General features: G+C 39.2%; 23 protein-coding genes, 1 pseudogene, 1 riboswitch and 2 other annotated features (1 of these 27 only partly in view). Of the genes and pseudogenes, 13 read left to right on the forward strand and 11 right to left on the reverse strand.

Going from position 1 to position 21,742, the window contains the following annotated elements; genetic code table 11:
* Positions 1–32: 32 nt before the first annotated feature.
* The 3 genes from H5S39_RS05100 to H5S39_RS05110 all read left to right on the forward strand — a co-directional run bounded on the left by H5S39_RS05100 (position 33) and on the right by H5S39_RS05110 (position 1,808).
* Positions 33–632, forward strand: coding sequence for a DUF7679 family protein (locus tag H5S39_RS05100; protein WP_182596062.1), 600 nt, complete (start codon positions 33–35; stop codon positions 630–632).
* Positions 633–670: 38 nt separating this feature from the next.
* A complete protein-coding gene (locus H5S39_RS05105; RefSeq protein ID WP_182596063.1) occupies positions 671–1,033 on the forward strand; it encodes a HesB/YadR/YfhF family protein in 363 nt (120 codons plus the stop codon).
* Between the two features lie 100 nt (positions 1,034–1,133).
* The gene (locus H5S39_RS05110; RefSeq protein ID WP_182596064.1) at positions 1,134–1,808 is read left to right on the forward strand and encodes a type 1 glutamine amidotransferase; all 675 of its coding nucleotides are present in this window, start codon (positions 1,134–1,136) and stop codon (positions 1,806–1,808) included.
* Between the two features lie 44 nt (positions 1,809–1,852).
* Here H5S39_RS05110 and H5S39_RS05115 read toward each other — a convergent pair whose 3' ends face one another.
* The gene (locus tag H5S39_RS05115; RefSeq protein WP_182596065.1) at positions 1,853–2,797 is read right to left on the reverse strand and encodes a LacI family DNA-binding transcriptional regulator; all 945 of its coding nucleotides are present in this window, start codon (positions 2,795–2,797) and stop codon (positions 1,853–1,855) included.
* 88 nt (positions 2,798–2,885) lie between these two features.
* On the opposite strand from H5S39_RS05115, the gene H5S39_RS05120 reads away from it, so the two are divergent.
* Positions 2,886–3,740 (forward strand): GRP family sugar transporter, encoded by an 855-nt coding sequence (locus H5S39_RS05120; protein ID WP_182596066.1) that lies wholly within the window; start codon positions 2,886–2,888, stop codon positions 3,738–3,740.
* Positions 3,741–3,752: 12 nt separating this feature from the next.
* Entirely contained in the window at positions 3,753–4,388 is a 636-nt protein-coding gene (locus H5S39_RS05125; RefSeq protein WP_182596067.1) for an HAD family hydrolase, read from the forward strand.
* A gap of 58 nt (positions 4,389–4,446) precedes the next feature.
* Here the strand turns inward: H5S39_RS05125 and H5S39_RS05130 are convergent, their stop codons facing one another.
* Positions 4,447–5,088, reverse strand: coding sequence for an FMN-dependent NADH-azoreductase (locus H5S39_RS05130; protein ID WP_182596068.1), 642 nt, complete (start codon positions 5,086–5,088; stop codon positions 4,447–4,449).
* Positions 5,089–5,169: 81 nt separating this feature from the next.
* On the opposite strand from H5S39_RS05130, the gene H5S39_RS05135 reads away from it, so the two are divergent.
* A complete protein-coding gene (locus tag H5S39_RS05135; protein WP_182596069.1) occupies positions 5,170–6,105 on the forward strand; it encodes a helix-turn-helix transcriptional regulator in 936 nt (311 codons plus the stop codon).
* A 200-nt stretch (positions 6,106–6,305) separates the two neighbouring features.
* Here the strand turns inward: H5S39_RS05135 and asnS are convergent, their stop codons facing one another.
* From asnS to H5S39_RS05160, 5 genes are all read right to left on the reverse strand, one after another.
* Positions 6,306–7,604 (reverse strand): asparagine--tRNA ligase, encoded by a 1,299-nt coding sequence (gene asnS, locus H5S39_RS05140; RefSeq protein WP_182596070.1) that lies wholly within the window; start codon positions 7,602–7,604, stop codon positions 6,306–6,308.
* Between the two features lie 18 nt (positions 7,605–7,622).
* Entirely contained in the window at positions 7,623–8,633 is a 1,011-nt protein-coding gene (asnA, locus tag H5S39_RS05145) for an aspartate--ammonia ligase (RefSeq protein WP_182596071.1), read from the reverse strand.
* A gap of 64 nt (positions 8,634–8,697) precedes the next feature.
* Positions 8,698–8,948, reverse strand: a binding site (T-box leader).
* A gap of 53 nt (positions 8,949–9,001) precedes the next feature.
* Positions 9,002–9,553 carry a folate family ECF transporter S component gene (locus tag H5S39_RS05150; RefSeq protein WP_182596072.1) on the reverse strand — a complete coding sequence of 184 codons (552 nt, stop codon included), beginning with the start codon at positions 9,551–9,553 and terminating at the stop codon, positions 9,002–9,004.
* A gap of 54 nt (positions 9,554–9,607) precedes the next feature.
* Positions 9,608–9,703: riboswitch (THF riboswitch) on the reverse strand.
* A gap of 146 nt (positions 9,704–9,849) precedes the next feature.
* Positions 9,850–12,384, reverse strand: coding sequence for a M1 family metallopeptidase (locus H5S39_RS05155; protein WP_182596073.1), 2,535 nt, complete (start codon positions 12,382–12,384; stop codon positions 9,850–9,852).
* 117 nt (positions 12,385–12,501) lie between these two features.
* Positions 12,502–13,143, reverse strand: a complete 642-nt coding sequence (locus H5S39_RS05160) for an SDR family oxidoreductase (RefSeq protein WP_182596074.1) — start codon at positions 13,141–13,143, stop codon at positions 12,502–12,504.
* A 196-nt stretch (positions 13,144–13,339) separates the two neighbouring features.
* Between H5S39_RS05160 and H5S39_RS05165 the strand changes: the two genes are divergently transcribed.
* Together H5S39_RS05165 and H5S39_RS05170 are read left to right on the forward strand one after the other, a co-directional pair.
* Positions 13,340–14,662, forward strand: a complete 1,323-nt coding sequence (locus H5S39_RS05165; protein ID WP_182596075.1) for a C1 family peptidase — start codon at positions 13,340–13,342, stop codon at positions 14,660–14,662.
* A gap of 296 nt (positions 14,663–14,958) precedes the next feature.
* Positions 14,959–16,140 carry an MFS transporter gene (locus H5S39_RS05170; protein WP_182596076.1) on the forward strand — a complete coding sequence of 394 codons (1,182 nt, stop codon included), beginning with the start codon at positions 14,959–14,961 and terminating at the stop codon, positions 16,138–16,140.
* Here the strand turns inward: H5S39_RS05170 and H5S39_RS05175 are convergent.
* Together H5S39_RS05175 and H5S39_RS05180 are read right to left on the reverse strand one after the other, a co-directional pair.
* Complete coding sequence (locus tag H5S39_RS05175) at positions 16,124–16,591, reverse strand: winged helix-turn-helix transcriptional regulator (protein WP_182596077.1); 468 nt, start codon at positions 16,589–16,591, stop codon at positions 16,124–16,126. The genes H5S39_RS05170 and H5S39_RS05175 overlap by 17 nt on opposite strands.
* 67 nt (positions 16,592–16,658) lie before the next feature.
* Entirely contained in the window at positions 16,659–17,261 is a 603-nt protein-coding gene (locus H5S39_RS05180) for a nitroreductase family protein (protein WP_182596078.1), read from the reverse strand.
* A gap of 104 nt (positions 17,262–17,365) precedes the next feature.
* Between H5S39_RS05180 and H5S39_RS05185 the strand changes: the two genes are divergently transcribed.
* The 5 genes and pseudogenes from H5S39_RS05185 (at position 17,366) to H5S39_RS05205 (ending at position 19,654) form a co-directional block, all read left to right on the forward strand.
* A complete protein-coding gene (locus tag H5S39_RS05185) occupies positions 17,366–17,674 on the forward strand; it encodes a winged helix-turn-helix transcriptional regulator (protein ID WP_182596079.1) in 309 nt (102 codons plus the stop codon).
* Between the two features lie 128 nt (positions 17,675–17,802).
* Positions 17,803–18,459, forward strand: a complete 657-nt coding sequence (locus tag H5S39_RS05190) for an NAD(P)H-binding protein (RefSeq protein WP_182596080.1) — start codon at positions 17,803–17,805, stop codon at positions 18,457–18,459.
* A gap of 170 nt (positions 18,460–18,629) precedes the next feature.
* Positions 18,630–19,067: pseudogene (locus H5S39_RS05195) on the forward strand (GNAT family N-acetyltransferase).
* Positions 19,068–19,169: 102 nt separating this feature from the next.
* Entirely contained in the window at positions 19,170–19,388 is a 219-nt protein-coding gene (locus H5S39_RS05200; RefSeq protein WP_182596081.1) for a cytochrome b5-like heme/steroid binding domain-containing protein, read from the forward strand.
* 20 nt (positions 19,389–19,408) lie between these two features.
* Positions 19,409–19,654, forward strand: a complete 246-nt coding sequence (locus H5S39_RS05205; protein ID WP_182596082.1) for a cytochrome b5 domain-containing protein — start codon at positions 19,409–19,411, stop codon at positions 19,652–19,654.
* A 101-nt stretch (positions 19,655–19,755) separates the two neighbouring features.
* On the opposite strand, the gene H5S39_RS05210 is transcribed toward H5S39_RS05205, so the two are convergent.
* Both H5S39_RS05210 and H5S39_RS05215 read right to left on the reverse strand, forming a co-directional pair.
* Entirely contained in the window at positions 19,756–20,250 is a 495-nt protein-coding gene (locus H5S39_RS05210) for a GNAT family N-acetyltransferase (RefSeq protein WP_182596083.1), read from the reverse strand.
* A gap of 57 nt (positions 20,251–20,307) precedes the next feature.
* Positions 20,308–21,447 carry a 5-methyltetrahydropteroyltriglutamate--homocysteine S-methyltransferase gene (locus H5S39_RS05215; RefSeq protein WP_182596084.1) on the reverse strand — a complete coding sequence of 380 codons (1,140 nt, stop codon included), beginning with the start codon at positions 21,445–21,447 and terminating at the stop codon, positions 20,308–20,310.
* An 80-nt stretch (positions 21,448–21,527) separates the two neighbouring features.
* Positions 21,528–21,742: a binding site (T-box leader), on the reverse strand; it runs 47 nt beyond the window's last position.

A 21,742-nucleotide genomic window follows, 5' to 3' on the forward strand; every position in this document is an offset into this window, starting at 1 on the left:
ACAGGTGAGATGGCAATAGGGGGAGCTTAGAAATGGAGACACCAGATACACGTGATTGGTCATTTTCTAAACGAGCATTATATCAGAATAAGAAAAAGCAAAAGCGACCGACGCATCGACATTATCGAAATAGACGGTCTTATTGGGTACAAGTTCAATTCACAAATGGCAAAATAGAGAACTATCAATTAGCAAAGGATCTTCAACAACCATTGGATGAACACCGTCAACACCACCCTGGGGAATGGCGAGATATATTGCTGGGAGCGTTGATTAATGTTCCAATTTCACAATATCATAATGGAGAAGCAAAGATAAAGCCAGGAATTATTATCCGCATTTTCATTTTGCCAGTACACACGAGTAATCCGCGGTGGATAACAAGGAGTCAGTTTATAAAGCCAGATTATTCGTGGATGAAATGGTTCTTCAATCGCGTTCAATTGTCACGAGAGCTAAGTTTCCTTACTCACGATTTCCAACCGCAAAATCAACAACGGATTAGGGCGATCCTGGCACAATACCGTTTACAAAAAGTAAAACAGGTACGTCAGCGGATTTGGCGATGTGTCTTATTTATCGGCATTGGTTTAGCTTTAATATTAGGTATTAGCAGCCTAGTTGTGTTGTAAGCGTGACAAGGTAGAAAATTGAGAGGAGCGCGAGTAAAGTGCAACTGATTATTACAGATAATGCTAGTCAGTGGTTTAAGAAGAACTTAAATCTAGTAAGAGACAAGGGGGTTAAATTTTATGGCAAAACGGTTCAGCCTCACAATGTTAAGCATAGTCCTGAGCAAGGATTTGCAGTTGAAAATGAATTAGAACGGGCAATTATTGTTACCGCAAAAGATGGGATTAATTATCATGTTAATTTTGATGATGGGTGGTTCTTTTCAGGGATGATCGTGACCGTTGATTATGTAGAAGATAGTACTCAACCAACTTTCAATTTTAAATGGGAGCATGATGGTAATGAAGATGTTGATGCTTCTACTGGTGCCTCAAGTAAATATGAAGAATATTGGGAATAAAAATATTGTTAGCTTTTCTGGATAGTGGTATAACAATAATATCTTAGGTACTTGCAGGCGATACCTAATACAACATTGCCGTCGACGGAAAGGATATTCGATGAGAATCAATGTTTTGCAACATACGCCAAATGAAGGTCCCGGGTCAATCCAGCGCTGGTCACAAGAACATGGCCATGAGATGTATATCTATCATCCATATCAATTTGGCAATTTGCCAACTAGTGATCAGACCGACATGTTAGTTATTCTTGGTGGTCCAATGAGTCCTAATGATGACTTAGATTGGATTGAGCAAGAGCGGGTCTTAATTCGTCAATTGTTAGCAGATCATAAGCCAATTTTTGGTGCTTGCTACGGTGCTCAACAAATTGCTAAGACACTTGGATATGCGATCAAGAAGGCCCCGCATAAAGAAGTTGGCTGGGCACCCGTATACTTAAAGAGTGATATTATTCCTGGCATCCCTGAAAAGTTAACTGCTTTGCATTGGCATGAGGAGATGTTTGAAGTTCCAGACCAAGCAGACCTGTTATTTAGCAGTGATTTGGTTAAGAACCAAGGATTTATTATGAATGGTAACGTAATTGGTCTTCAATTTCACTTTGAACCAGAAGCAGATAATGTGCGGGAGATTGCGATTAACGACAATCAGTATCCATTAGAGCATAATGATTTGCACCAGACTGGTAAAGAAATTATTGACCATGGCGTTCCTACTGAAAATAAACAAGTAATGTATCAATTGTTGGATTTCATGGTGAAAAATAGTTAGCAAAAGTTTTATTAGTGTCATAGATGAGGATGTATCATTTAATATTATTTACGCCAAATAATATTAAATGACACGTCCTCTTTTTTTCTTGCTGAATGATCTAGTACTAGTGCAACAGCCTTTTGACCGATTTGAGTAATGTGTTGGTCAATTGACGAAAAGTTAAGCAGCTGACTTGGCAGCCGGTTTCCTTGGCCGATTATCATGATATGGTCATGTTTTATTTTTTGAAGGTATTTAAAGGCTCCCGCTGCACTGGCATCACCTTCTGTTAATAAAACTTGTAATTGCGGATTCTTTTTAATGATTTTGGCTACCGCTTTTTGACCATCTGGTGCAGTGCAACAATGATATTGAATAGAATTTGATGGGATAGGTGAGTGGAAGACCTCTTGATAGGCTTTAAGAGTGTCCCTAGTTGTAATACTTTGCTTAGCTGGTCTGATTAATAGGAAGCCAATATTACTCTTGACGTTTTTCTTAAGTGTTTTGAAAAGGTCGATAAAAGCTGAATAACGGTTGATATTGACGCTTTTAACAGATTCGTCAGCTAAGGTTTCACAGAAAACAATCTCTCCGAATCTCTTATACTGCGCAATTTCTTGATACGGCAGGGCATGCGATGTAATGATTAACCCGCTAATTAATTGATGTTCTAATTCAGCTAAATAATGTTTTTCCCGGTTAATATCATACTTTGTTGGAAAAATGATGACTTCTTTATTTACCGCTGTAGCTGCTTCACTAATAGCTGAAACTAGCCCTTGAAAGTATGGATGGTTAAGAAAAGGAACCATAATGCCAATCCGGTTATTAGTATTTGTACTAAGACTTCTTGCCATTCCGTTATAGTGATAATCGAGTTCTTGAATTGCGAGGGCGATACGCTGACCAAGTTGCTGGCTTACGTAGCCATGTTTTGTAATGTATTTGGAAATGGTTGACGGGGCACAACCTACTCTTTTGGCGACGTCATATATTGTAACCATTAATTTTCTCCTTTCTCTTGACAGGAAACTGGTTTCCTAAATTATTATAATTTCCGAAATAATTTAGTCAAAACAAGGAGTGACAAAATTGAATATTTTAATTGCACTTATTCCCGCAATTGGTTGGGGAACAATGCCGCTGATTACCGGTAAAATTGGTGGATCAGCAGCGAACCAAATTTTTGGTATCGGAGCAGGCGCATCGATTATTGGACTGATTGCTTATGTCATTACTAAACCAAGTGTTAGCACGCCTGCATTTTGGTTTGCTGTATTATGTGGAGCGTTATGGACGATCGGTCAAATTGGTCAGTTTATTTCATTTAAACGGATTGGTGTCGCAAATACTATCCCACTATCAACAGTATTTCAATTAGTAGGAAACTCGATTATTGGGATGGTTATTTTCGGTGATTGGGCCGGCAGCCGTGCTAAAATAATCGGAATTACAGCATTAGTCATTGTAGTTATTGGCGCGTTATTAACGTCGGTTACTGACCAAAAGGGACAACGGATAAGCATGGGTAATGTTATCTTCCTTTTGTGTACAACTATTGGTTTCTGGGTTTATTCATCATTTCCTAACATCGGAATCATTAAGGAACAAAGTGGTACAGGAATCTTCCTTCCTGAAATGTTAGGAATCCTTCTAGGAGCAGTTGTTTATGATTTGTTTGCAGATCGGCAGGCATTCAAACAACGGACGCAATATCTTAATATTCTCGGTGGCTTGGCATGGGGAATTGCTGGATTTGCATATATCTTCTCAGCCCAAGCAAATGGAAATACCTCGGCGTTTATTTGGACGCAACTAAATGTGGTAATTGCTACATTTGGTGGAATTCTCCTTCTTCATGAACATAAGAGTAAGCGTGAAATGAAGTTTACAATTTGGGGCATTATTTTAATTGTAATCGGTAGTGTTGCTACTTCATTTGCATAGGAAGTGCTTAAGATGACGATAAAAAACTTTATTTTTGATATTGACGGGACATTAATTGATACTTTTCAAATGTATATGCCGGCTTTATTAGAAACACTAGAAAATCATGGGTATCACTTTTCAGATCCAGCAGGAATAGAGAAACAGTTGTATGGGATTGCTGCAGTGGATGCATTACATAAATTGGGAGTACCGGCTGATGACATTAGTGCTCTTGATCGCGAGTGGATTCAAAAAGCATATCAAAAGGTTGATCAAGTTAAGGTGCTACCTGGAATACCAGCTGTACTTAAAAATCTTGCTAGTAGGACGCAAACTAGAATGGCGATTGTTACGTCCAAAACGCGTGAGGAATATAAGAAGTACTTTCAAGATAAATATGATTTCGCTAAGTATTTTAGTATTGCTGTTACAGCAAACGATACTGAAAAGCACAAGCCGGCACCTGATCCGCTGCTGCTAGCGATGAGACAACTCAACGCAAAGGCAGAAGAAGTCGTTTATGTTGGGGACATGCAAACAGATTTAAGCGCAGCAAAAATGGCAGGAATCAAGTTTGCTGGTGCTAATTATGGGTCGGTGTTTCCTGAAAAGCTGGTTAATGCTGATTTTAAGCTTGTAACCCCCGCAGACTTATTAAAAATATAGAAAAGAGATATTGAAAAGGCATAGTTTCAAAGCGGAAACTATGCCTTTTAATGTTAGATTAGCTATAAAATTCGGTCACTTTTTTATCAAGGTCTGCGAAGCTCATCTCAAGAGAGTGATTATTCCAGTGGCTTGTTGAAGTACCTTGTGCTCGGACTAACTCAAAAGAATTAAAGCCCATGATATTGGTGAACATCTCTTTAAGATATTGCACGGAAAAGTCAAGGTCAGCGTAACGATCGTTTTGGGTATAGATAGATCCGCTTGCTTGTAGCACCATTAGTTTACGGTTGTCCGTTAGTAACGGCACGGAACCATTATGAACATAGCGGAATGCTTTGCCAGCAATCATAATATTGTCGAGATAGTCTTTTAGCCGTGAGGGGATATTGAAATTATGAAGGGGAAGAGTGATTACGATGCGGTGATGAGCCAAGAATTGGGCGAGTAGTTGTTGATGTGCCTGTTGGGCCGAAACAATCGTTGCATCATTAGTATTTTCTGTATTCCATGCGGTAAATAAGCCGTTTTTACCATATTCGAGTCGGGGAATTTGTTGCTGATATAAGTTAAGTGTAGTGATTTCAGTATTAGGATATTTTTCTTGAACGTCCTTGATAAAGCGTTGTTGTAATTGTAGTGAGTAGTGGTTAGCAATATTATTGAAGTCTGGGTGAGCATTAATTATAAGTGTTTTCATTATCGATATACCTCTTTCCTTTTTAATTGTTAGTATAAAATTAAAAGGTGACAAATTATGGCACCAATAAGAGGAATAACGATGAAAAAATCTGAACGATTAGTACAAGAGATAAGTTACCTAGATAATCACCATCATTTTAATTTAAAGGATTTAATCCACGAGTTTGGAATTTCAAAACGGACAGCTTTACGTGACCTCCAAGCATTAGAAGAAACGGGACTAGCAATCTATAGTGAACCGGGAAAGTATGGCGGGTACAACTTAATAAATAAGGAGCCGCTTATTCCAATTAACTTTACAAGTGGCGAAATTTCAGCGATCTTTTTTGCAATCAGTGCTCTTAGGTTGCTTAACGATAACCCGTTCCAGCAGTCGTACCCACGAATTGCCGACAGATTATTAGAGTCATTATCTAATAGACAACGAGATAGAGTTCGGCAAATACAACAAGTTGTTGAATATTATCGGGTACCCAGTGTTCATCATAATAATCGATTGCACCAATTATTGCGAGCAATTCTTAATACAAAGTTAGTTAAGATTAAATCGCATCAAGATAAGCGAGCTTTATCAGTAGCGCAATTGCGGAGACTTTTATATCGTAATGGAAACTGGTTTATTGAAGGAATAGATATTCATAGCCATTGCTTTTTTCGCTATCGCTGTGATTTATTGGCTTATTATGAGGAATTATCAGAAGAGGCCCCGTACACACTTGATGAAATTGATAGCTTAATTCGACAAGGACAAAGGGTCAAGAAAAGAGTTAAATTTACGTGTGAGCTTACTACTGCTGGGTGTGAATATTTTCTAAAAAATCACTATCCTGATATGAAGCTAAATGGCAATCGATTACAGGGGTTCTACTCTGCAAATGAGTATCAATATTTGTTAACGTATTTACTGTCATACGGTAAGGAAATAAAGGTTATTTCTCCTTCACAATTAAAAAAGGACTATATTGCAAAAATTAAAGAAATTTTAAGTCAATACGGCCGGGATAATATTGAATAATGGCAGGTAAATTAAAATTTTATTTTTGTAATAAAAAAGAGCTGAGAAAAATTCTCAACTCTTTGTCCCTCTAGCCAAGTAAATGGAGAGGCTTGGTTAAATATTGTTTAGTTGTTAAGAGTGAAACTGCAATCAAGTCAAAATGTGACCTTTATTGCCATAGTCCAAACTCGCAAGCTCTTTGCTAGCTCACACTCTAATTATGGATTCAACCGGTTAAGCATCCGTGGGAACGGAATGTTTTCTCGAATATGATCTTGAAGGGTAACCCAGGCAAGGAACCGTTCAAGACCCATTCCAAATCCAGAGTGAGGAACTGAGCCGTACTTACGTAAATCATCGTACCAGCCGTAGTCTTCCTTACTCAAGCCGTTTTCTTCTAGCTTGTTAGTAATGTATTCATAGTCGTATGAACGTTCAGAACCACCGATGATTTCACCGTATCCTTCAGGTGCTAGCAGGTCGGCACAGATAACTTGACGGTCATCTTGAGGGTCTGTTGGCATGTAGAATGCTTTGATTTCCTTTGGATAGTTCTTGATGAATACCGGCTTTTGGAATTGGTCAGCCAAGTAGGTCTCTTCAGGTGAACCAAAGTCAGCACCGTATTCAATATCAAAACCACCCTTCTTAAGCATTTCGATAGCTTCCTTGTAGGTGATTCGTGGGTATGGTAATTCGGTAAATGGCTTTAGACTTTCAACACTTCGGCCAACCATTTCAAGTTCTGTTGCACAGTGGTCAATCAAGTCTTGAATTAAGTAGGCAATATATTGTTCTTGGATCTCTTCACTTTCATCCTCGTGCATCCAAGCCATTTCCGGTTCAATCATCCAGAATTCCATTAAGTGCCGACGCGTCTTAGACTTTTCAGCCCGGAAAGTAGGTCCCATCGAGTAAACGCGGCCAAGAGCCATGGCACCTGCTTCTTCATATAACTGGCCTGACTGAGAGAGAAAGGCAGAACGATCGAAATAGTCGGTTTCGAATAATTCAGTTGTTCCTTCTGGGGCACTACCGGTTAATTCAGGAGCATCAAATTGGGTAAAACCATGCTTGTCAAAAAATTCCATAGTAGCAAGCTTTACCCGGCTACGAATCCGCATTAATGCCCATGGCTTGCGTGAACGAAGCCATAAATGACGATTATCAAGCAGGAAGTCAATCCCGTGTTCCTTGTTTCCAATTGGGTAATCTTCACTTTCGCTGACAATTTCAAAATCTTTGATGTGAATTTCATACCCAAACTTGGACCGCTTATCTTCAGCAATTTCACCAGTTACCCAAAAACTAGTTTCTTGGTGAAGGTCGTGCTTCGCGGAGTCAAACTTTTCTTCAGAAACATCATTTTTTCGAATGATTCCCTGGAAAAAACCAGTACCGTCACGAAGTTGTAAGAATGCAATCTTACCACTAGACCGCTTATCAGTTAACCAAACACCGATTTTAACAGTTTCCCCAACGTGTTGAGGAGCTTCACTAATCGTAATAGTTTCCACTTTTATACTCTCCTTAAATTACAGAATTTGAATGTGGTTTTCTTCACACTTCTTAATCATATCTTCAGGCCAAATACTTGCTTGCACTTCCCCAACGTGTGCTTTACCAAGCAGGAGCATGCAGAGGCGGGATTGACCGATTCCTCCACCAATTGTATATGGTAATTCGTCGTTGAGCAACATTTTATGGAAAGGTAATTTTTCCCGGTCAGTAGCATGAGCCTGTTCGAGCTGATATTTCATTGATTCAGGACTAACCCGAATTCCCATACTGGAGATTTCGATTCGGCGTTGCAATGGTTCGTACCAGAAAATAATGTCACCATTTAAGCTCCAGTCATCATAGTCTGGTGCGCGGCCGTCATGTGGCTTGCCAGAACGCTTTAATTTATCACCGATCTTCATTACGAACACGGCGCCAAGTTCTTTAGCAATCTTGTCTTCCCGTTCCATCGGGGTCAGGTCTGGCCAGCGATCTTCAAGTTCTTGGGTCGTGACAAAGTGGATTTCATCAGGAAGGTGGTATACTGCCTGCGGGAATTTGTACCAAACTTCATGTTCCATGTGCTTGATGACTTTGAAGATATCACGGACAGTTGCCTTTAAGGTTTCTTCGGTTCGTTCATCCTTAGAAATAACCTTTTCCCAGTCCCATTGGTCAACATAGATTGAATGGAAGTTATCGAGGTCTTCTTCTTTACGAATCGCATTCATGTTGGTATAGAGACCTTCATGCATTCCAAAACCATACCGTTTTAATGCTAGTCGCTTCCATTTAGCCAGTGAGTGAACAATTTCGACCGTCTCATTGGGCATATCCTTCATCGTAAAAGATACCGGTTGTTCAATCCCGTTTAGGTTGTCGTTTAGTCCGGTACTCTTTTCAACAAACATTGGTGCTGACATCCGTTGAAGGTTTAATTCCTTGCCAAATTCATCTTGGAAAGTTTCACGAATGTAACGAATTGCTGCTTCGGTTTCCCGAATTGAAAGACGTGGGTCATAATCCTGTGGAATAACTAAGTCCATAATAAACACTCCTTGAAAAAATTAAATTTAGGAATGAATTAAAAAAGCCCTTCGTTCCCTAAAAGCAAGGGACGAAAGGCTTTTTTCCGCGGTACCACCCAAATTGTCTAGAAAATCTAGACCTCCTCAAGAGCACATAATGCTCCGCCGGTAAGATAACGGTCCGGATCCGGCTAAGCCTACTTTAAGTAAACTCATTTGGGTTAGCAGCACTCGCGAAAGGGTTATTCACTAGCATAGGGTCGACTGACTTCACACTATCATCAGTTCACTGGGCGAATATAACTAGCTACTCTTCTTTCTCATCGCTTTTTTATTTTGTTAATTGTATTTTAACTTAATTTTTTGAAAATGCAATACTTTTTCAATTAATTTTTAGTGATTAAATTTAGTTTAGCAAGCTGGCGCAATATGATTAATACAATGATGGTCTCAATTGGCCAGGTGATTAATTCCTTTGGTAGCCGAACAAATAATAGTGCCATGAAGGTATGGCTGCTACTGCTTGAGCTAAGACTCATCAAGTAAAGCCACAAGGTTGTTCCAATAACATTCGTAATTAATATTTGGAAAAATTCATATACTAATACGCGTTGCCAGCTTATTTTTTGATTATATAAAAACATTCCGGCGATTACGCCTGAGATAAAAGCGGAGAGGGTAAATCCAGGGAAAAACAGGCTCCCTGAACTAAGAATCGTATTGCTGATAATATCAGAAACGACCATTGCCCAACCACCAATCCATGGGCCAAGACAGTAACCAATTAAAGCTGTTGCAACGAAACCAAAACTAAATTTTAAAACTGATGGGTCACCGATTGACAACTTTTCTAAAATAACTTGTAGGGCAACCATCATTGCAGCTAATGTAAGATTTCTGGTCGTAAACCGTGGCCCGGTAAAAGATAATGTAGACATATCAATACACTCCCTTAGAAATATTTTGTCAGGGAACACATTGACGTTTCCGTTCATGGTGAATGCGGAAAACCAAAGCAGCATCAAAGCTTCCTTCCAACGTTCACATTCCGTTCCGCTGGACAATAACTCTGGAGTTCCTACCCCAACAACAGCAGTATACGATATCTACGTACTATATGCAATATATTTGTTTATAATTATATTAAAATAGGAACATTCGGGTTTAATGGTGATTTTAATGTTCACTAATACACAAAAAGGGATGGCTACCTTAATAAGTCATCCCTTAAAATTTAGTTTTGTTCAGCAATTGCCTTATTAACAGCAGCCTGTTCATTCTTAATTAAATCAACTTTGCTTTCAATTACACTAATGTCCATCTTAATTTCGCGTGTAAGACCTGGAGTATCTAACTTAGGCTCAAAGAAAGCTTTAAACTCTTGAAGACGTTCAGGAGTGTGGAATATGCCAGCAGTCACGGTAATAAAAGTGGCAAATTCCATGTCACCACCGACCGTATCATTTAGCCATTGCCATTCGTCACGGAGCCAGTTCCATGCGGCCTGCTGACCAGCGTTGTTTACTAATAAGCCGTGGTACCATGCACGAAGATCCTGTGGCTTAACCACATTCGCATTTTCAAAGTAACTAACGACTTTACTTATTAAGGCGGGATCAGTAGTACTTGGGACAGCCATTCGGAGGTCTTGCTTAAAGCTTGCATCTGCAGTTTGCTGGTAGAGCTTAATTAATTTATCGAATAATTCTTCACTGCCAAAGTGTTGGACTTCATTTTTAAGAATAAAGCCACGGATATCAGCAGAGAGATTTTCTAATTTATTTTCATATTCAGCAAAAATTTGGTGTGCTTGCTTAATTGAAGTAGGGTTCTCAGCGTATAATGTTGCACTTAAAATGTATGGCCGAGTTAATTGATCATCATTGCTTTCACCATCTTTAGGTAACCAGCCAAGGCGGTTAACCTGATCCTTGCTGAGTTTGTCAAAGAATTCTCGTAATTCTTGTTCAGCGGGAGAACCAGGTTTAGCGAACATCTTTAAACTGTTGGCAATTTGGTAAAGCTCAGCATTCACGATTGATGACTTGCTGTCCTTGAATTTAGCTAAGAGCGGGATTAATGACGCATAAGAAACCTGTTGACCTTGTGCAAGCAAACGTAGATCTTGGAGAAGTTGTCGTTGAGTAATCGGATCTAACTCATCAACGTGATTGAGAATATCGGTTAGTAGCGTTTCGTCATATTTAACGATGAAGTGGGAATTATTACCGCGGTTTAACCGGAATGGGTGCCCATTTTCTTGGCGTAACTTTTCATAATTGCCAAGATTAATTTCGTAATCAGCCATGATTTGAGGGGCAGCGTCATAATTACTGTTTAGCGGAATTTGCCACTTGCGCCCGTTATCTTTACCGTCACCAATGAAGAATTGCTGTTGTGATAAGGTGAGATCACCATTTTCGTCAACTTTAGCAGTAACCACTGGATATCCCGGTTGCTCTAACCAAGAATTCATGATTTCACCAATATTAAGACCTGATGCATCACCTAAGGCTGTCCAGAGATCAGCACCGGTCGCATTATTGTATTTATGAGCAGCAAAGTAATTCTTAAGACCTTCACGCAACGCTTTGTCACCTAGCAATGCCCGAACCATTACCAGCATCCGGGCACCTTTGGCATAAACAATTGCTCCATCGAAAAGGGCATCGATTTCGGCCGGATTATTAACGGTAACGTGAACGGATTGGACACCATCAGTTGCATCACGCTGGAGAGCCATTGGTGCTTCTGATGTTTGGAATAGTTCCCAGATGTGCCAGTCTGGCTGAAGAGCATCAACGGCCACGTATTCCATCATGTTAGCGAAACTTTCGTTCAACCATAAGTCATCCCACCACTTCATTGTTACGAGGTCACCAAACCACTGGTGGGCCAATTCGTGGGTAATGACGGTCGCAACTAATTGTTTCATTTCTAATGAGGTATTGTCAGGATCGAGAAGAAGGTAAGCTTCCCGGTAGGTTACTAGTCCCCAGTTTTCCATTGCGCCTGCTGAGAAGTCAGGTAATGCTAATTGCCAGGAATGCGGAAGCGGGTATGGTGTTTGGTAGAAATCTTCGTAAAACTCGATTGCCCGTTTAGCGATGTCTAATGCAAAGTCGAGTTCTTTTGCTTGATGGGCCTTAGTCGCAAAGACACCGACTTTAACCCCACTCTTGGTTTCCGTTATTTTACTTTGTAGTTCACCAAAGGCAAATGCAACGAGGTAAGTTGACATGCGGACAGTTGGTTCAAAGTAGTGAACACCATCTTCTACATGGTCTTCGGGCATATTGGCAATAATTGTTTCACCGGGATGTTCGTCAAATTTGATTGCCAAACTAAAGGTTGCTTTTGCTTCAGGTTCGTCAACGCAAGGGAAGGCTTGGCGAGCAAAAGTAGTTTCAAATTGGGTACCAATAATCTGTTTCTTTTCACCATTAACCTCATAGTAAGATGGATAGATTCCCATCATTGAGTCGGTTAATTTAGCATCGTAAGTAATGGTGAATGTTGTATTGCCAGTTTGCGGAAGGGTAATCCGAATTGCTTCGGCCTCATTATCAGTAGTAAAATCCAATTCTTGATTAGCTGACTGGACACTAGTAACATGGAGCCCTTTTTGGTTAACTGCGATATTTGGTACGCTAGCATTACCGGTGATAGTTGTTTTCCCGTTAATTGTCTTGTTTTTCCGGTCGATATCAAGGTAGACATCATAGTGGTCGGGTTGGAAAGTATTATAAAATCGTTCAATTTTTGCCATACATAAAGACCCTTTCTTAATTTGTTTTTAATATTTATTATACGTTAGTTTAGGAAAAGAAAAAGAGTTGAAGACTAATCTTACTTAAAAAGCAAACTAGTCAACAACTTCAAAAATCTAAATTTTATCTAGCGCTTCTTCAATTGGCGTATTACCGCTGCGCATCATAATGACGTGCCCGATTGTATTATCATGTTGGAGGATATCGGCAAGGGTCTGGGCAACGTCTGGGATCGGATTGGAAATTGCGCTGCCATCACCAATTTGTATTTTTCCGGTACCAGCTTCTTCGGTTAAATTAGCTGGTTGGAGAATTGTATAGTCAAGATCAGTGTTCGAAATTAAATAATTATCTGCGAAGAATTTGGCAACGTTGTAGTCCATGATTGAAGCAAGGGACTTAACTTTGGTCCACATTTCCGGTTGTAGAGCATATAAGGAGCTTAACATGATGTACCGCTTGATACCGGCCTTTTCAGCGGCTTGCATTGTTTTAACAGCACCCATAGCATCCGTTTGAAGTAAGTCCTTACCTCGGGAACCAGCAACAAAATAAATTGCGTCGTTTCCTTTCATTAGCTTAGCGATATTATCAACACTATTGTGAAGGTCAAGTTCAACAGGAGTAACATGGTTTAATTTAATAACTTTTTCGGGATGACGAGCACCGGCAGTTACCTCATTACCAGTAGCAACGAGGTCTTTGATAAGGTCGGTCGCAACTCGGCCAGATCCACCAACAATAAATACTTTCTTCATATTAATCAGCCTCCTAGATAAAATTTTAACGCACTTTTTCTAAATTCTTATCCAAAGTGCTTGCCGTAATACAATTTTACTTACTTTTCGTAAATTTTTAAATCAAAAACGTTTATAATAATAATTTTTATCTAAAATGCGGTATCATTAATATTGTAAAGGTCATTTAAAATTTTAGTCAAAGAAGGGATTTATTGTGACGGAAGAACATCATTTAACTTCAAAAATGGTTGGAGAATTGAAAAAGGAATTTCACGCACGCAAGGATGCTGAAGTTATTGCCCGGGCAATTCAAAAAAATGGAATCAAGGCTTCAAGTGAAGATCCGGCCGCTAGTCAACGTTTGCACCGTGCATTCTCATACGAAATAAAGACTGGTAAGCCAAGTAATCAGCGTCATAGTGGCCGTTGTTGGTCATTTGCTGCTTTAAATACGCTTCGTCATAAGTTTGCGACAAAGTATAAGTTTAAGGATTTTGAACTTTCACAAAATTACCTATTCTTCTGGGATCGGATTGAGCGGGCAAACATGTTCTTCCAAAAGATTATTGCGACTGCTAACAAGCCATTGCATGATCGAACGGTTGACTTTTATCTTAGCTTTGCGTTAAATGATGGCGGTCAATGGGCAAATGCTGCTTCCATTGTTGAAAAATATGGCGTTGTTCCTGAATATGTAATGCCTGATACGCATAATACCAAGGATACCTCTGATGTAGCCGAAGTATTTAATTATTTGATGCGCAAGGATGCTCTTGAGCTACGGGGAATGGTTCAAGATGGCGCTAGTGAAGAAGAACTGCAAAAGGCGCAAACACGGATGATGGCAGGAGTTTACAAAATCGCTGCTTACTCATTTGGTGAACCGCCTGCTAAGTTTGACTTAGAATACCGTGATGATGATAAGAAATTTCACCAAATCCTAGGGTTAACCCCATTAAAGTTCTATCATGAATACTTTGATACAAACTTAAGTGATTATGTTGTTGTAACTAATGCTCCTGATCACGAAATGGATCAAAGCTATTTGATGCCGGCACAAGATAGTGTTGCTGGTGGAATCCCAATTAAGTTTGTTAATGTTCCATTTGCAGAATTACAAGCGGCAGCGTTGAAGCAACTTAAGGCTGGTGAAACGGTTTGGGTTGGTAATGATGTCCTTCAACAAATGGATCGGAAGCGTGGCCTAATGGATGCTAAATTGTTCCATCGCGAAGAACTACTCGGGGTTGACTTTACAATGGATAAGAAGCACCGGCTGGAATCAAAGCAAGCAATGGTATCCCATGCAATGACATTAACCGGCTTTGACCTAGTAAATGATCAACCAACCCGGTGGAAGATTGAAAATAGTTGGGGCAAAGATAATGGTGATAATGGTTACTTTGTTATGACGCAAGATTGGTTTGAGGAATATACTTATGAAGCGGTTATTAATAAGAAGTATATTAGTGAACGTGTAAAGAAAGTAGCTGAAAAAGAGCCAATTACTCTACCTGCCTGGGATTCTTTACAGTAATCGTAAATTGAATAATCCACTTTAACCTAAGGAGAAGTTAATTACTTTTCCTTAGGCTTTTTAGTTATTCCGTGAATTTTAATTAAGGTTAGGATTATTAGCAAATCCCTAGTTATTTTAGTTGAATTGCTACCTTGTCGAGATGCACATTTCTGCTTTTATTTTATGAAAAAATTTCCTGGGAAATATTGAGACTTAATTTGAAATTGAAATAAAATTTTCAAGTAAATGGTTGTATGATAGAAGTTAAATTATATCAGTAATGGTAATTTTGGTGAGAGAAAGCTGGAGAATTGATGGCAAAAAAAGAGACAATTTTTACAAAGGATGTTGTACTAGTAATGGCGGCATCATTCTTTTTTATGTTTAGCAACATGTATTGCAACCCGCTAATAAACGGATATGCACAAGATCTAGGAGCATCTAGTGCATTTGCCGGAATAATAGTGGGGATGATGAGTATTGTTTCAATGTTCTTACGACCGATTGCCGGTAACATGACAGACCATTTTTCAAAGTATTCTTTAGCATTTGTTGGCGGTGTATTATGTTTTATTGGGGTAGCTGGCTATGTGTTTACGCCGAATAGTACCTTCTTATTAATTTGTCGGTTAGTTAATGGCCTGGGATTTGTTTTGTGTACGGTTTGTATGACAACTTGGCTATCATACCTTGTTCCCTTTAATCATGTGGGTGAAGCAATGAGCTTTTATGGTTTAATGAACGCACTAGCAATGGCATGCGCTCCAGCTGTTTCGATTAATCTCTATCGAATCATTGGTTACCGTGCTGCAATTGTTCTCTCAGCATTGTCAGCATTAATGGTGGTTATCACAATTCAATTTGTTAGTAACCGTGCAGAACCGAAACAATCGTCAGCTAGTGAGAAGCCAAAGAAACTACACATAAAAATTATTCAACATGATTCAATCCCAATTGCAATTTTAACTGCCTTATTTGCAATCCCTTATTTTGCCACACAAGCTGATATTGTAGAATATGCCGAACAACGTCACCTGTCGATTGCGGTCGGGGCTTATTTTTTGATTTACGCAATCGTATTGTTATTAAGCCGTTTGTTTTTACGTAATCAGTTTGACACGGTTCGTTTCCAACCATGGTTAATTGTTAGTACAATTGCGACGGTGTTCTATTTAGTGATGTTGACAATCATGAAAAATAACTTTGAAATGGCACTGGCAGCAGCTGGAATGGCATTCGGATATGGCCTAATTTATTCGGTATGCCAATCAACCGCAATGATGTTAGCCCCTGATGATGAACGAGGCTTAGCAAGTTCGACATTCTTTTTAGGGTTGGATGTTGGCATGACGCTAGGACCGGTTATTGGTGGAATAATTGATAGCACTTTACCAGTTAGATACTTTTATCCGGTAATGCTATTTATTGTGCCGTTGATTATTATTATCTTTCTTGTTAACCGGCAAAAGTTAAATGGGGCTATTGATCAGCATTAGAGGAATCATCAATTATTTGATCTTTTTTAACGATTTCTTGTTTCCAGTGATGAAGATGTTTCTTTGTGATAACACATAATCCATCATTGCCAGCTTGTTTCATTTGATCAGTACACATAATTTTGATATTACTTGTCTTTTTTGCCCGTGCTTCACCCCAATAATTAAGGTAGCGTAAGGCCGCATATAGGTTTTCACCTTCTTCGCTTAGACGATATTCTACATGGGGCGGAATGGTATTAAAGCTTTTGCGGACAACTAATCCGGCATCAGTCATTTCACGAAGCTGATCGCTTAGTACCTTATAGGAGGTTCCTAGTTGTTTAACTAGCTCACTAGGGCGCCGGGGATGACCTGCTAGGAGATAGAGGATAACAGACTTCCATTTTCCACCAATAACTGCTAGTGCATAATCAGCGCCAGTATTATACATTTTAAGTTTTTGTTCCATAAAAAAATCCCCCTTTAATCTCTTTTGTCATTATATAACTTTAAGAGAAGGGGAAATATATTTAGAGTTATTTGATTAGCTTAAACAATTGATTATCATCAAGGTGTGTCTTTTCACCAGCAGGGGCTTCGATTGAACCGAATGGCATTTCGGCACGCAATTGCCATTCTTCAGGGAGGTCAAAAGCTTGATGGATAGCATCATCAATTAATGGGTTGTAATGTTGAAGGCTAGCACCAATTCCATTTTCAGCAAGTGCTGTCCATACGGCTTGTTGGGCACCGCCGAGACCTTGCTCTGCCCAATTAGCAAAATTATCTGCGTATGATGGGTATTCCTTTTCTAGGTGATGAACAGTAGCAGTATCAGTCAAGAAGAGGATTGTTCCATACCCTGCCTTGAAGGTTGCAAGCTTGGCTTTTGTCTTAGCAAAGGCATCAGGGTCTTTAACGATCTTTTGTAATGCATCTGCTACGATATCCCATACTTTATCGGATTTCGCACCAAAAAGGACAACGGCACGAACGGTTTGGCTATTAAAGGCGGTTGGTGAGTTTTTGATTGTTTCCTTGACAAGACTAAAAATTTCTTCTGGGGTTTGGGAAAGATTATCACCAAGAGCGTAAATTGAACGACGCTTTGTCGATAGGTTGTTAAATTTTGAATTCATAAAAAGCACTCCTATTTCTTGTTTCACTTACTAATAGTAACTAAAATAAGAAAATATTCAAGAGGTGAAATTAAATTCACCATAAACCATAGAGGAGGATCAACATGTTAAAGAGAGATTGCCCAATTGAAAAGACGTTAAATTTAATTACCGGCAAATGGAAGAGTGTGATAATCTTCCAGCTATTTGAGCATCAGAAATGTCGCTTTTCGGAATTACAAAGGTTGATTCCAGAATGCTCGAAAAGGATGCTAGCTTTACAGTTAAAAGAATTAGAAAAAGCCAATATTATTCAGAAAAATATTATATTAACTTCCCCTGCTAAAACAGAATATTCGCTAACGCCTTATGGGCAGACACTTGAACCGGTAATTAAATCAATTGATACATGGGGAAAACAGCAGAAAAATTAAAAAGCCATCACGGTATGAGTGCCATATAAAACTTACTTTTCCGTAACTATCTTACTTCAATGTACTTACTTTTAATTAATAAAAAAACTCGTATACTTGGTGTTAGAAGATAAGAGGAGGTAAAGATAATGGCAAAACAAGTTTTGATTTTGGGTGCAACAGGTAAAATTGCTAGTCATGCTATTGATGCCCTGCTTGCTAATGGTGATGATCAATTGTTACTATTTACGCGTCACCCGCAAAATATGAATGTTGTAGATGAAAAACGAGAAACAGTTATCAAGGGAGACGTATTAAATCTCGGCCAGCTTGAACCAGCAATTGAACAGGCAGATGTTGTCTATGCTAACCTGCGCAATCCCGAGATTAAGCAGCAGGCAGAAAACATTGTTAAGTTGATGGAAAAGTATGCAGTTAAGCCGTTGATTTGGATTTCATCGATTGGCATCTATGACGAAGTTCCTGGAAAGTTTGGCGAATGGAATAATGAAATGCTCGGCGGTGGGCAAGCAGATAGTTATCTAGGTACGTATCGTAGTGCTGCGGATGTCATCGAAAATTCAACTCTTGATTACACAATTATTCGTCCAGCTTGGCTTACTGATAAAGATGAGGTTGATTATGAAACCACAACTAAGGGTGAACCGTTTAAGGGGACTGAGGTATCACGAAAGTCAATTGGTACGTTTGTTGCTAAGATTATCGATGATCCAACACCGTATGCTCGTAAAAACTTTGGCGTCGATAAGCCAGGCACTGATGGAGACAAGCCGGCCTGGTATTAAGAACATATTGAATGACTAATGTTTACGATGTATACTAAATCTAATTTTATATAACTTGTTCTTAATTCCCGGATTGAGGACAATAAGAGCACTGACCATCTTCTACTAGGGCCTGTCATAATGACATGAAGAAGTTGGTTAGCGCTCTTTTATTTTCAGGAGGTTTTGGTATGAATGTAGAAGTAAAAAAATTAAGTGAAATGTCAGCTGTAGAATGGTGTAAATTAGCAGAAGAACGGATTAAAGTTTTTGTTGTTGAACAAGAATGCCCTTATCAAGAAATTGATAGCCAAGATTATGAAGCATATCACTTAATGTTATTGAACGATGAAGAAAAGCTAGTAGGCTATACAAGAATTATGGATAAGAATCGTCAGTTTTCGACTTTTGGGCGGGTTCTAGTACTAAAAGATTATCGTGGACATGGGTATGGACGACAACTTGTCTGAGTCACAATTGATGAAGCCACAAAATTGTTCCCTCATAAGCCAATTAAAATTCAGGCCCAAGCATATTTAAAAAATTTTTATGCTACTTTTGGTTTTAAGCCAGTTTCAGAGGTATATCTTGAAGACAATATCCCGCATTTAGACATGGTTTTAGGCTAGCTAGGATTACTTGCTTTATTGACCTTGTAAAGGCTTTTTAGTTTATTTATTATTAACTAGTGTTATATTTAAATTAATAATGATCTTTAGGAGGAACTATTGATGGTTGAGAAGAAGTTTACTCGCGATGAGCTGGCAAAGTATAATGGTGACGGCGAAAAGCCGCATTATATGGCAGTCGACGGGACTGTTTACGATATTACTGATGCTCCTAAAAAGGGAATTGACGAAAAGACAATAATGCAAGTAGTCTTCGGTTATGCAAAGGATAAGGATGCAGTATTAAAGAAATTGCCAGTAGTCGGGAAGTTAGCTGATTAAGAGCAAAGGAGTTGTTCTCGATGGCACAAAAGGTTTTTACTAGGGATGAATTACGTAAGTACAACGGTAAGGATGGTAATCCGGCCTATGTTGCAATTGACGGGATTGTTTACGATGTATCGAACAGTCCGGCATGGCATGATGGAGAACACCATGGACACCAAGCAGGGTATGATTTGACGGATGTTTTATATAAGGATTCACCACACAAGGATCGTGTCCTAGCAAAGTTACCTAAAGTTGGTACATTATCTGATGAAAATTAGAAAAATATAAAGCAGGAGACTGAGAAATTTTGGGTTCTCAGTCTCCTGCTAATTTTAAAGGTTTATATGCCGTCGTGTTGCTATTATTGCGGAGAAAATGACTAGTTAAAATGCTTGCCGAAAATGATTAGCGTTCGTAATTCATGGTTGATTTTGGCGATTTGTGGAAGGCTTCCCCATTTTTTATAGCCACATTTAGTAAAGAGATGCTGGCTTGCTAGGTTGCGCTCGTACACATATGCCACAACAGTTTTTAAAGGTAACGATGCAGTGATTTGACGATCAATATAAGCGAGGAGAGTCTGCCCTAAGCCTTGATGTTGGTGAGCTTGGTCAATGTAGATAGCTATTTCAGCAGAATGTTGATAAGCCGGATGCGCGAAAAAGTATTCTAAGGCGACCCAACCACAAACTTGGTTATTATCCTTAGCAACGAAGAGGGGATGGGTATTATCAAACTGCTGAAACCAGCTAAGCCGACTATTGATACTAATCAGCTTAGCATCATCAGTAACAATTTGTAATGGAATTGCTTGATTGTAGATTGCAACAATTGCTGGCAAGTCGGTAGCGGTTGCCCGTTGGATGCTAATCATTAAAAGACTTCTTCCTAAAAGTTATTTGTCCCTTAATTTTAACATGGTTATGAAAATTTATTTTCCCCAGACCTCCTTGGCAATGCCTTCGATAAATTTAATTTTATTCCATTGTTGATCTTCTGTAAGAATGTTACCTTCTTCAGTAGAAGCAAAGCCACACTGTGGACTGAGGCAAAGGTGATCAAGCGGATGGTATTTAGCAGCTTCGTGAATCCGCTTAACGATCTCATCCTTATCTTCAAGTTCCCCTGACTTAGATGTTACAAGGCCTAATACAACATATTTGTCGTCTGGAACCTTAGCTAATGGTTCGAAACCGCCAGCCCGTTCGCTGTCATATTCGAGGTAAAAAGCAGTAACGTTTTCCTTTGCGAATAATTCATCGGCAACTGGGCCATAACCACCAGCGGCAGCCCAAGTAGAGTGGTAATTTCCACGGCAGACATGAGTATTGATTGTGAGGTCTGCCGGTAAGTTAGCAATTGCGTCATTATTTACTTTTAAGAATCGTTTCTGTAATGCTTCTAGTTGAGTAACATCGGCGTTTGGGTCCTTCTTTTTGAGGTTTGCGAAGGCATTCACTGAAATTCCCCAAGTACAGTCATCTAATTGAAGAGTTCGACATCCAGCTGCATATAAATCTTCAATTACTTGGTGGTAAGCAGCAGCAACGTCATGATCGAGTTCTGCTTCATCAGGATAAAATTCCTTAGCGTTAGCTTGATTTTCTGGTCGAAGGAATTCTTCTAGAAATTGAGCCGGCGCAGGAATAGTTTGCTTAACCTGCGTACCCTCCGAGACATGAGCCTTGGTAAATTTGAAGTGTTCAACGAATGGATGGTTTTCTCCAGAAATTTTGCCTGATAATTGTGCGGAATCATTTCGTGTCTCTTCATCATGGAAAAAGTAACCATGTTTTAGATTAACGTGTTTGACACCCTGAAGACCCCAGAAAAAGTCTAAATGCCAGTAGCTACGACGAAATTCACCATCAGTAACGGCCTTAAGCCCAGCGTTTTCTTCTTGGTGAATTAAATTAATAATTGCTTTATCTTCAACTGCTGTTAAGTCAGCTTGGGATATTTCTCCCTTTGCAAATTTAGCACGAGCATCTTTTAATTCTTGTGGACGGAGGAAGCTACCAACAATGTCGTAGCGGAATGGAGAAGTAGTGCGTGTTGTGAATTCAGTCATAGTAATCGATCCTTTCTATAATGATGGGTTCAAGAATTGGAGAAATAAAAAAGTCCCTAGGATAAGCAGATTATGCCTTTCCTAGGGACGCTGATTAATCATAGTTAATTAACGTGTTACCACCCTAATTTGATAGTATCTCACAATACCATCCTCAATAGGTACACTAATGGAAGCTATACCTAGACGTGTTATCGGTCGTCAATCGTGAATTACTTACAAAATGCTCGCAATTCTCTTCGCTCCAAGACCATCTTCATCTTAGTCCGTTATACCATCTCTCATCAATAATGGC

This window comes from Limosilactobacillus rudii, assembly GCF_014145455.1.
GTDB lineage: Bacteria > Bacillota > Bacilli > Lactobacillales > Lactobacillaceae > Limosilactobacillus > Limosilactobacillus rudii.

Excerpts from the sequence above, each read along its gene's own strand:
- H5S39_RS05100 (WP_182596062.1), top strand. The coding sequence starts at position 33 with ATGGAGACACCAGATACACGTGATTGGTCATTTTCTAAACGAGCATTA.
- H5S39_RS05110 (WP_182596064.1), top strand. The coding sequence starts at position 1,134 with ATGAGAATCAATGTTTTGCAACATACGCCAAATGAAGGTCCCGGGTCA.
- H5S39_RS05115 (WP_182596065.1), bottom strand. The coding sequence starts at position 2,797 with ATGGTTACAATATATGACGTCGCCAAAAGAGTAGGTTGTGCCCCGTCA.
- H5S39_RS05125 (WP_182596067.1), top strand. The coding sequence starts at position 3,753 with ATGACGATAAAAAACTTTATTTTTGATATTGACGGGACATTAATTGAT.
- H5S39_RS05130 (WP_182596068.1), bottom strand. The coding sequence starts at position 5,088 with ATGAAAACACTTATAATTAATGCTCACCCAGACTTCAATAATATTGCT.
- H5S39_RS05135 (WP_182596069.1), top strand. The coding sequence starts at position 5,170 with ATGAAAAAATCTGAACGATTAGTACAAGAGATAAGTTACCTAGATAAT.
- asnA (WP_182596071.1), bottom strand. The coding sequence starts at position 8,633 with ATGGACTTAGTTATTCCACAGGATTATGACCCACGTCTTTCAATTCGG.
- H5S39_RS05150 (WP_182596072.1), bottom strand. The coding sequence starts at position 9,553 with ATGTCTACATTATCTTTTACCGGGCCACGGTTTACGACCAGAAATCTT.
- H5S39_RS05155 (WP_182596073.1), bottom strand. The coding sequence starts at position 12,384 with ATGGCAAAAATTGAACGATTTTATAATACTTTCCAACCCGACCACTAT.
- H5S39_RS05160 (WP_182596074.1), bottom strand. The coding sequence starts at position 13,143 with ATGAAGAAAGTATTTATTGTTGGTGGATCTGGCCGAGTTGCGACCGAC.
- H5S39_RS05170 (WP_182596076.1), top strand. The coding sequence starts at position 14,959 with ATGGCAAAAAAAGAGACAATTTTTACAAAGGATGTTGTACTAGTAATG.
- H5S39_RS05175 (WP_182596077.1), bottom strand. The coding sequence starts at position 16,591 with ATGGAACAAAAACTTAAAATGTATAATACTGGCGCTGATTATGCACTA.
- H5S39_RS05180 (WP_182596078.1), bottom strand. The coding sequence starts at position 17,261 with ATGAATTCAAAATTTAACAACCTATCGACAAAGCGTCGTTCAATTTAC.
- H5S39_RS05185 (WP_182596079.1), top strand. The coding sequence starts at position 17,366 with ATGTTAAAGAGAGATTGCCCAATTGAAAAGACGTTAAATTTAATTACC.
- H5S39_RS05190 (WP_182596080.1), top strand. The coding sequence starts at position 17,803 with ATGGCAAAACAAGTTTTGATTTTGGGTGCAACAGGTAAAATTGCTAGT.
- H5S39_RS05200 (WP_182596081.1), top strand. The coding sequence starts at position 19,170 with ATGGTTGAGAAGAAGTTTACTCGCGATGAGCTGGCAAAGTATAATGGT.
- H5S39_RS05205 (WP_182596082.1), top strand. The coding sequence starts at position 19,409 with ATGGCACAAAAGGTTTTTACTAGGGATGAATTACGTAAGTACAACGGT.
- H5S39_RS05210 (WP_182596083.1), bottom strand. The coding sequence starts at position 20,250 with ATGATTAGCATCCAACGGGCAACCGCTACCGACTTGCCAGCAATTGTT.
- H5S39_RS05215 (WP_182596084.1), bottom strand. The coding sequence starts at position 21,447 with ATGACTGAATTCACAACACGCACTACTTCTCCATTCCGCTACGACATT.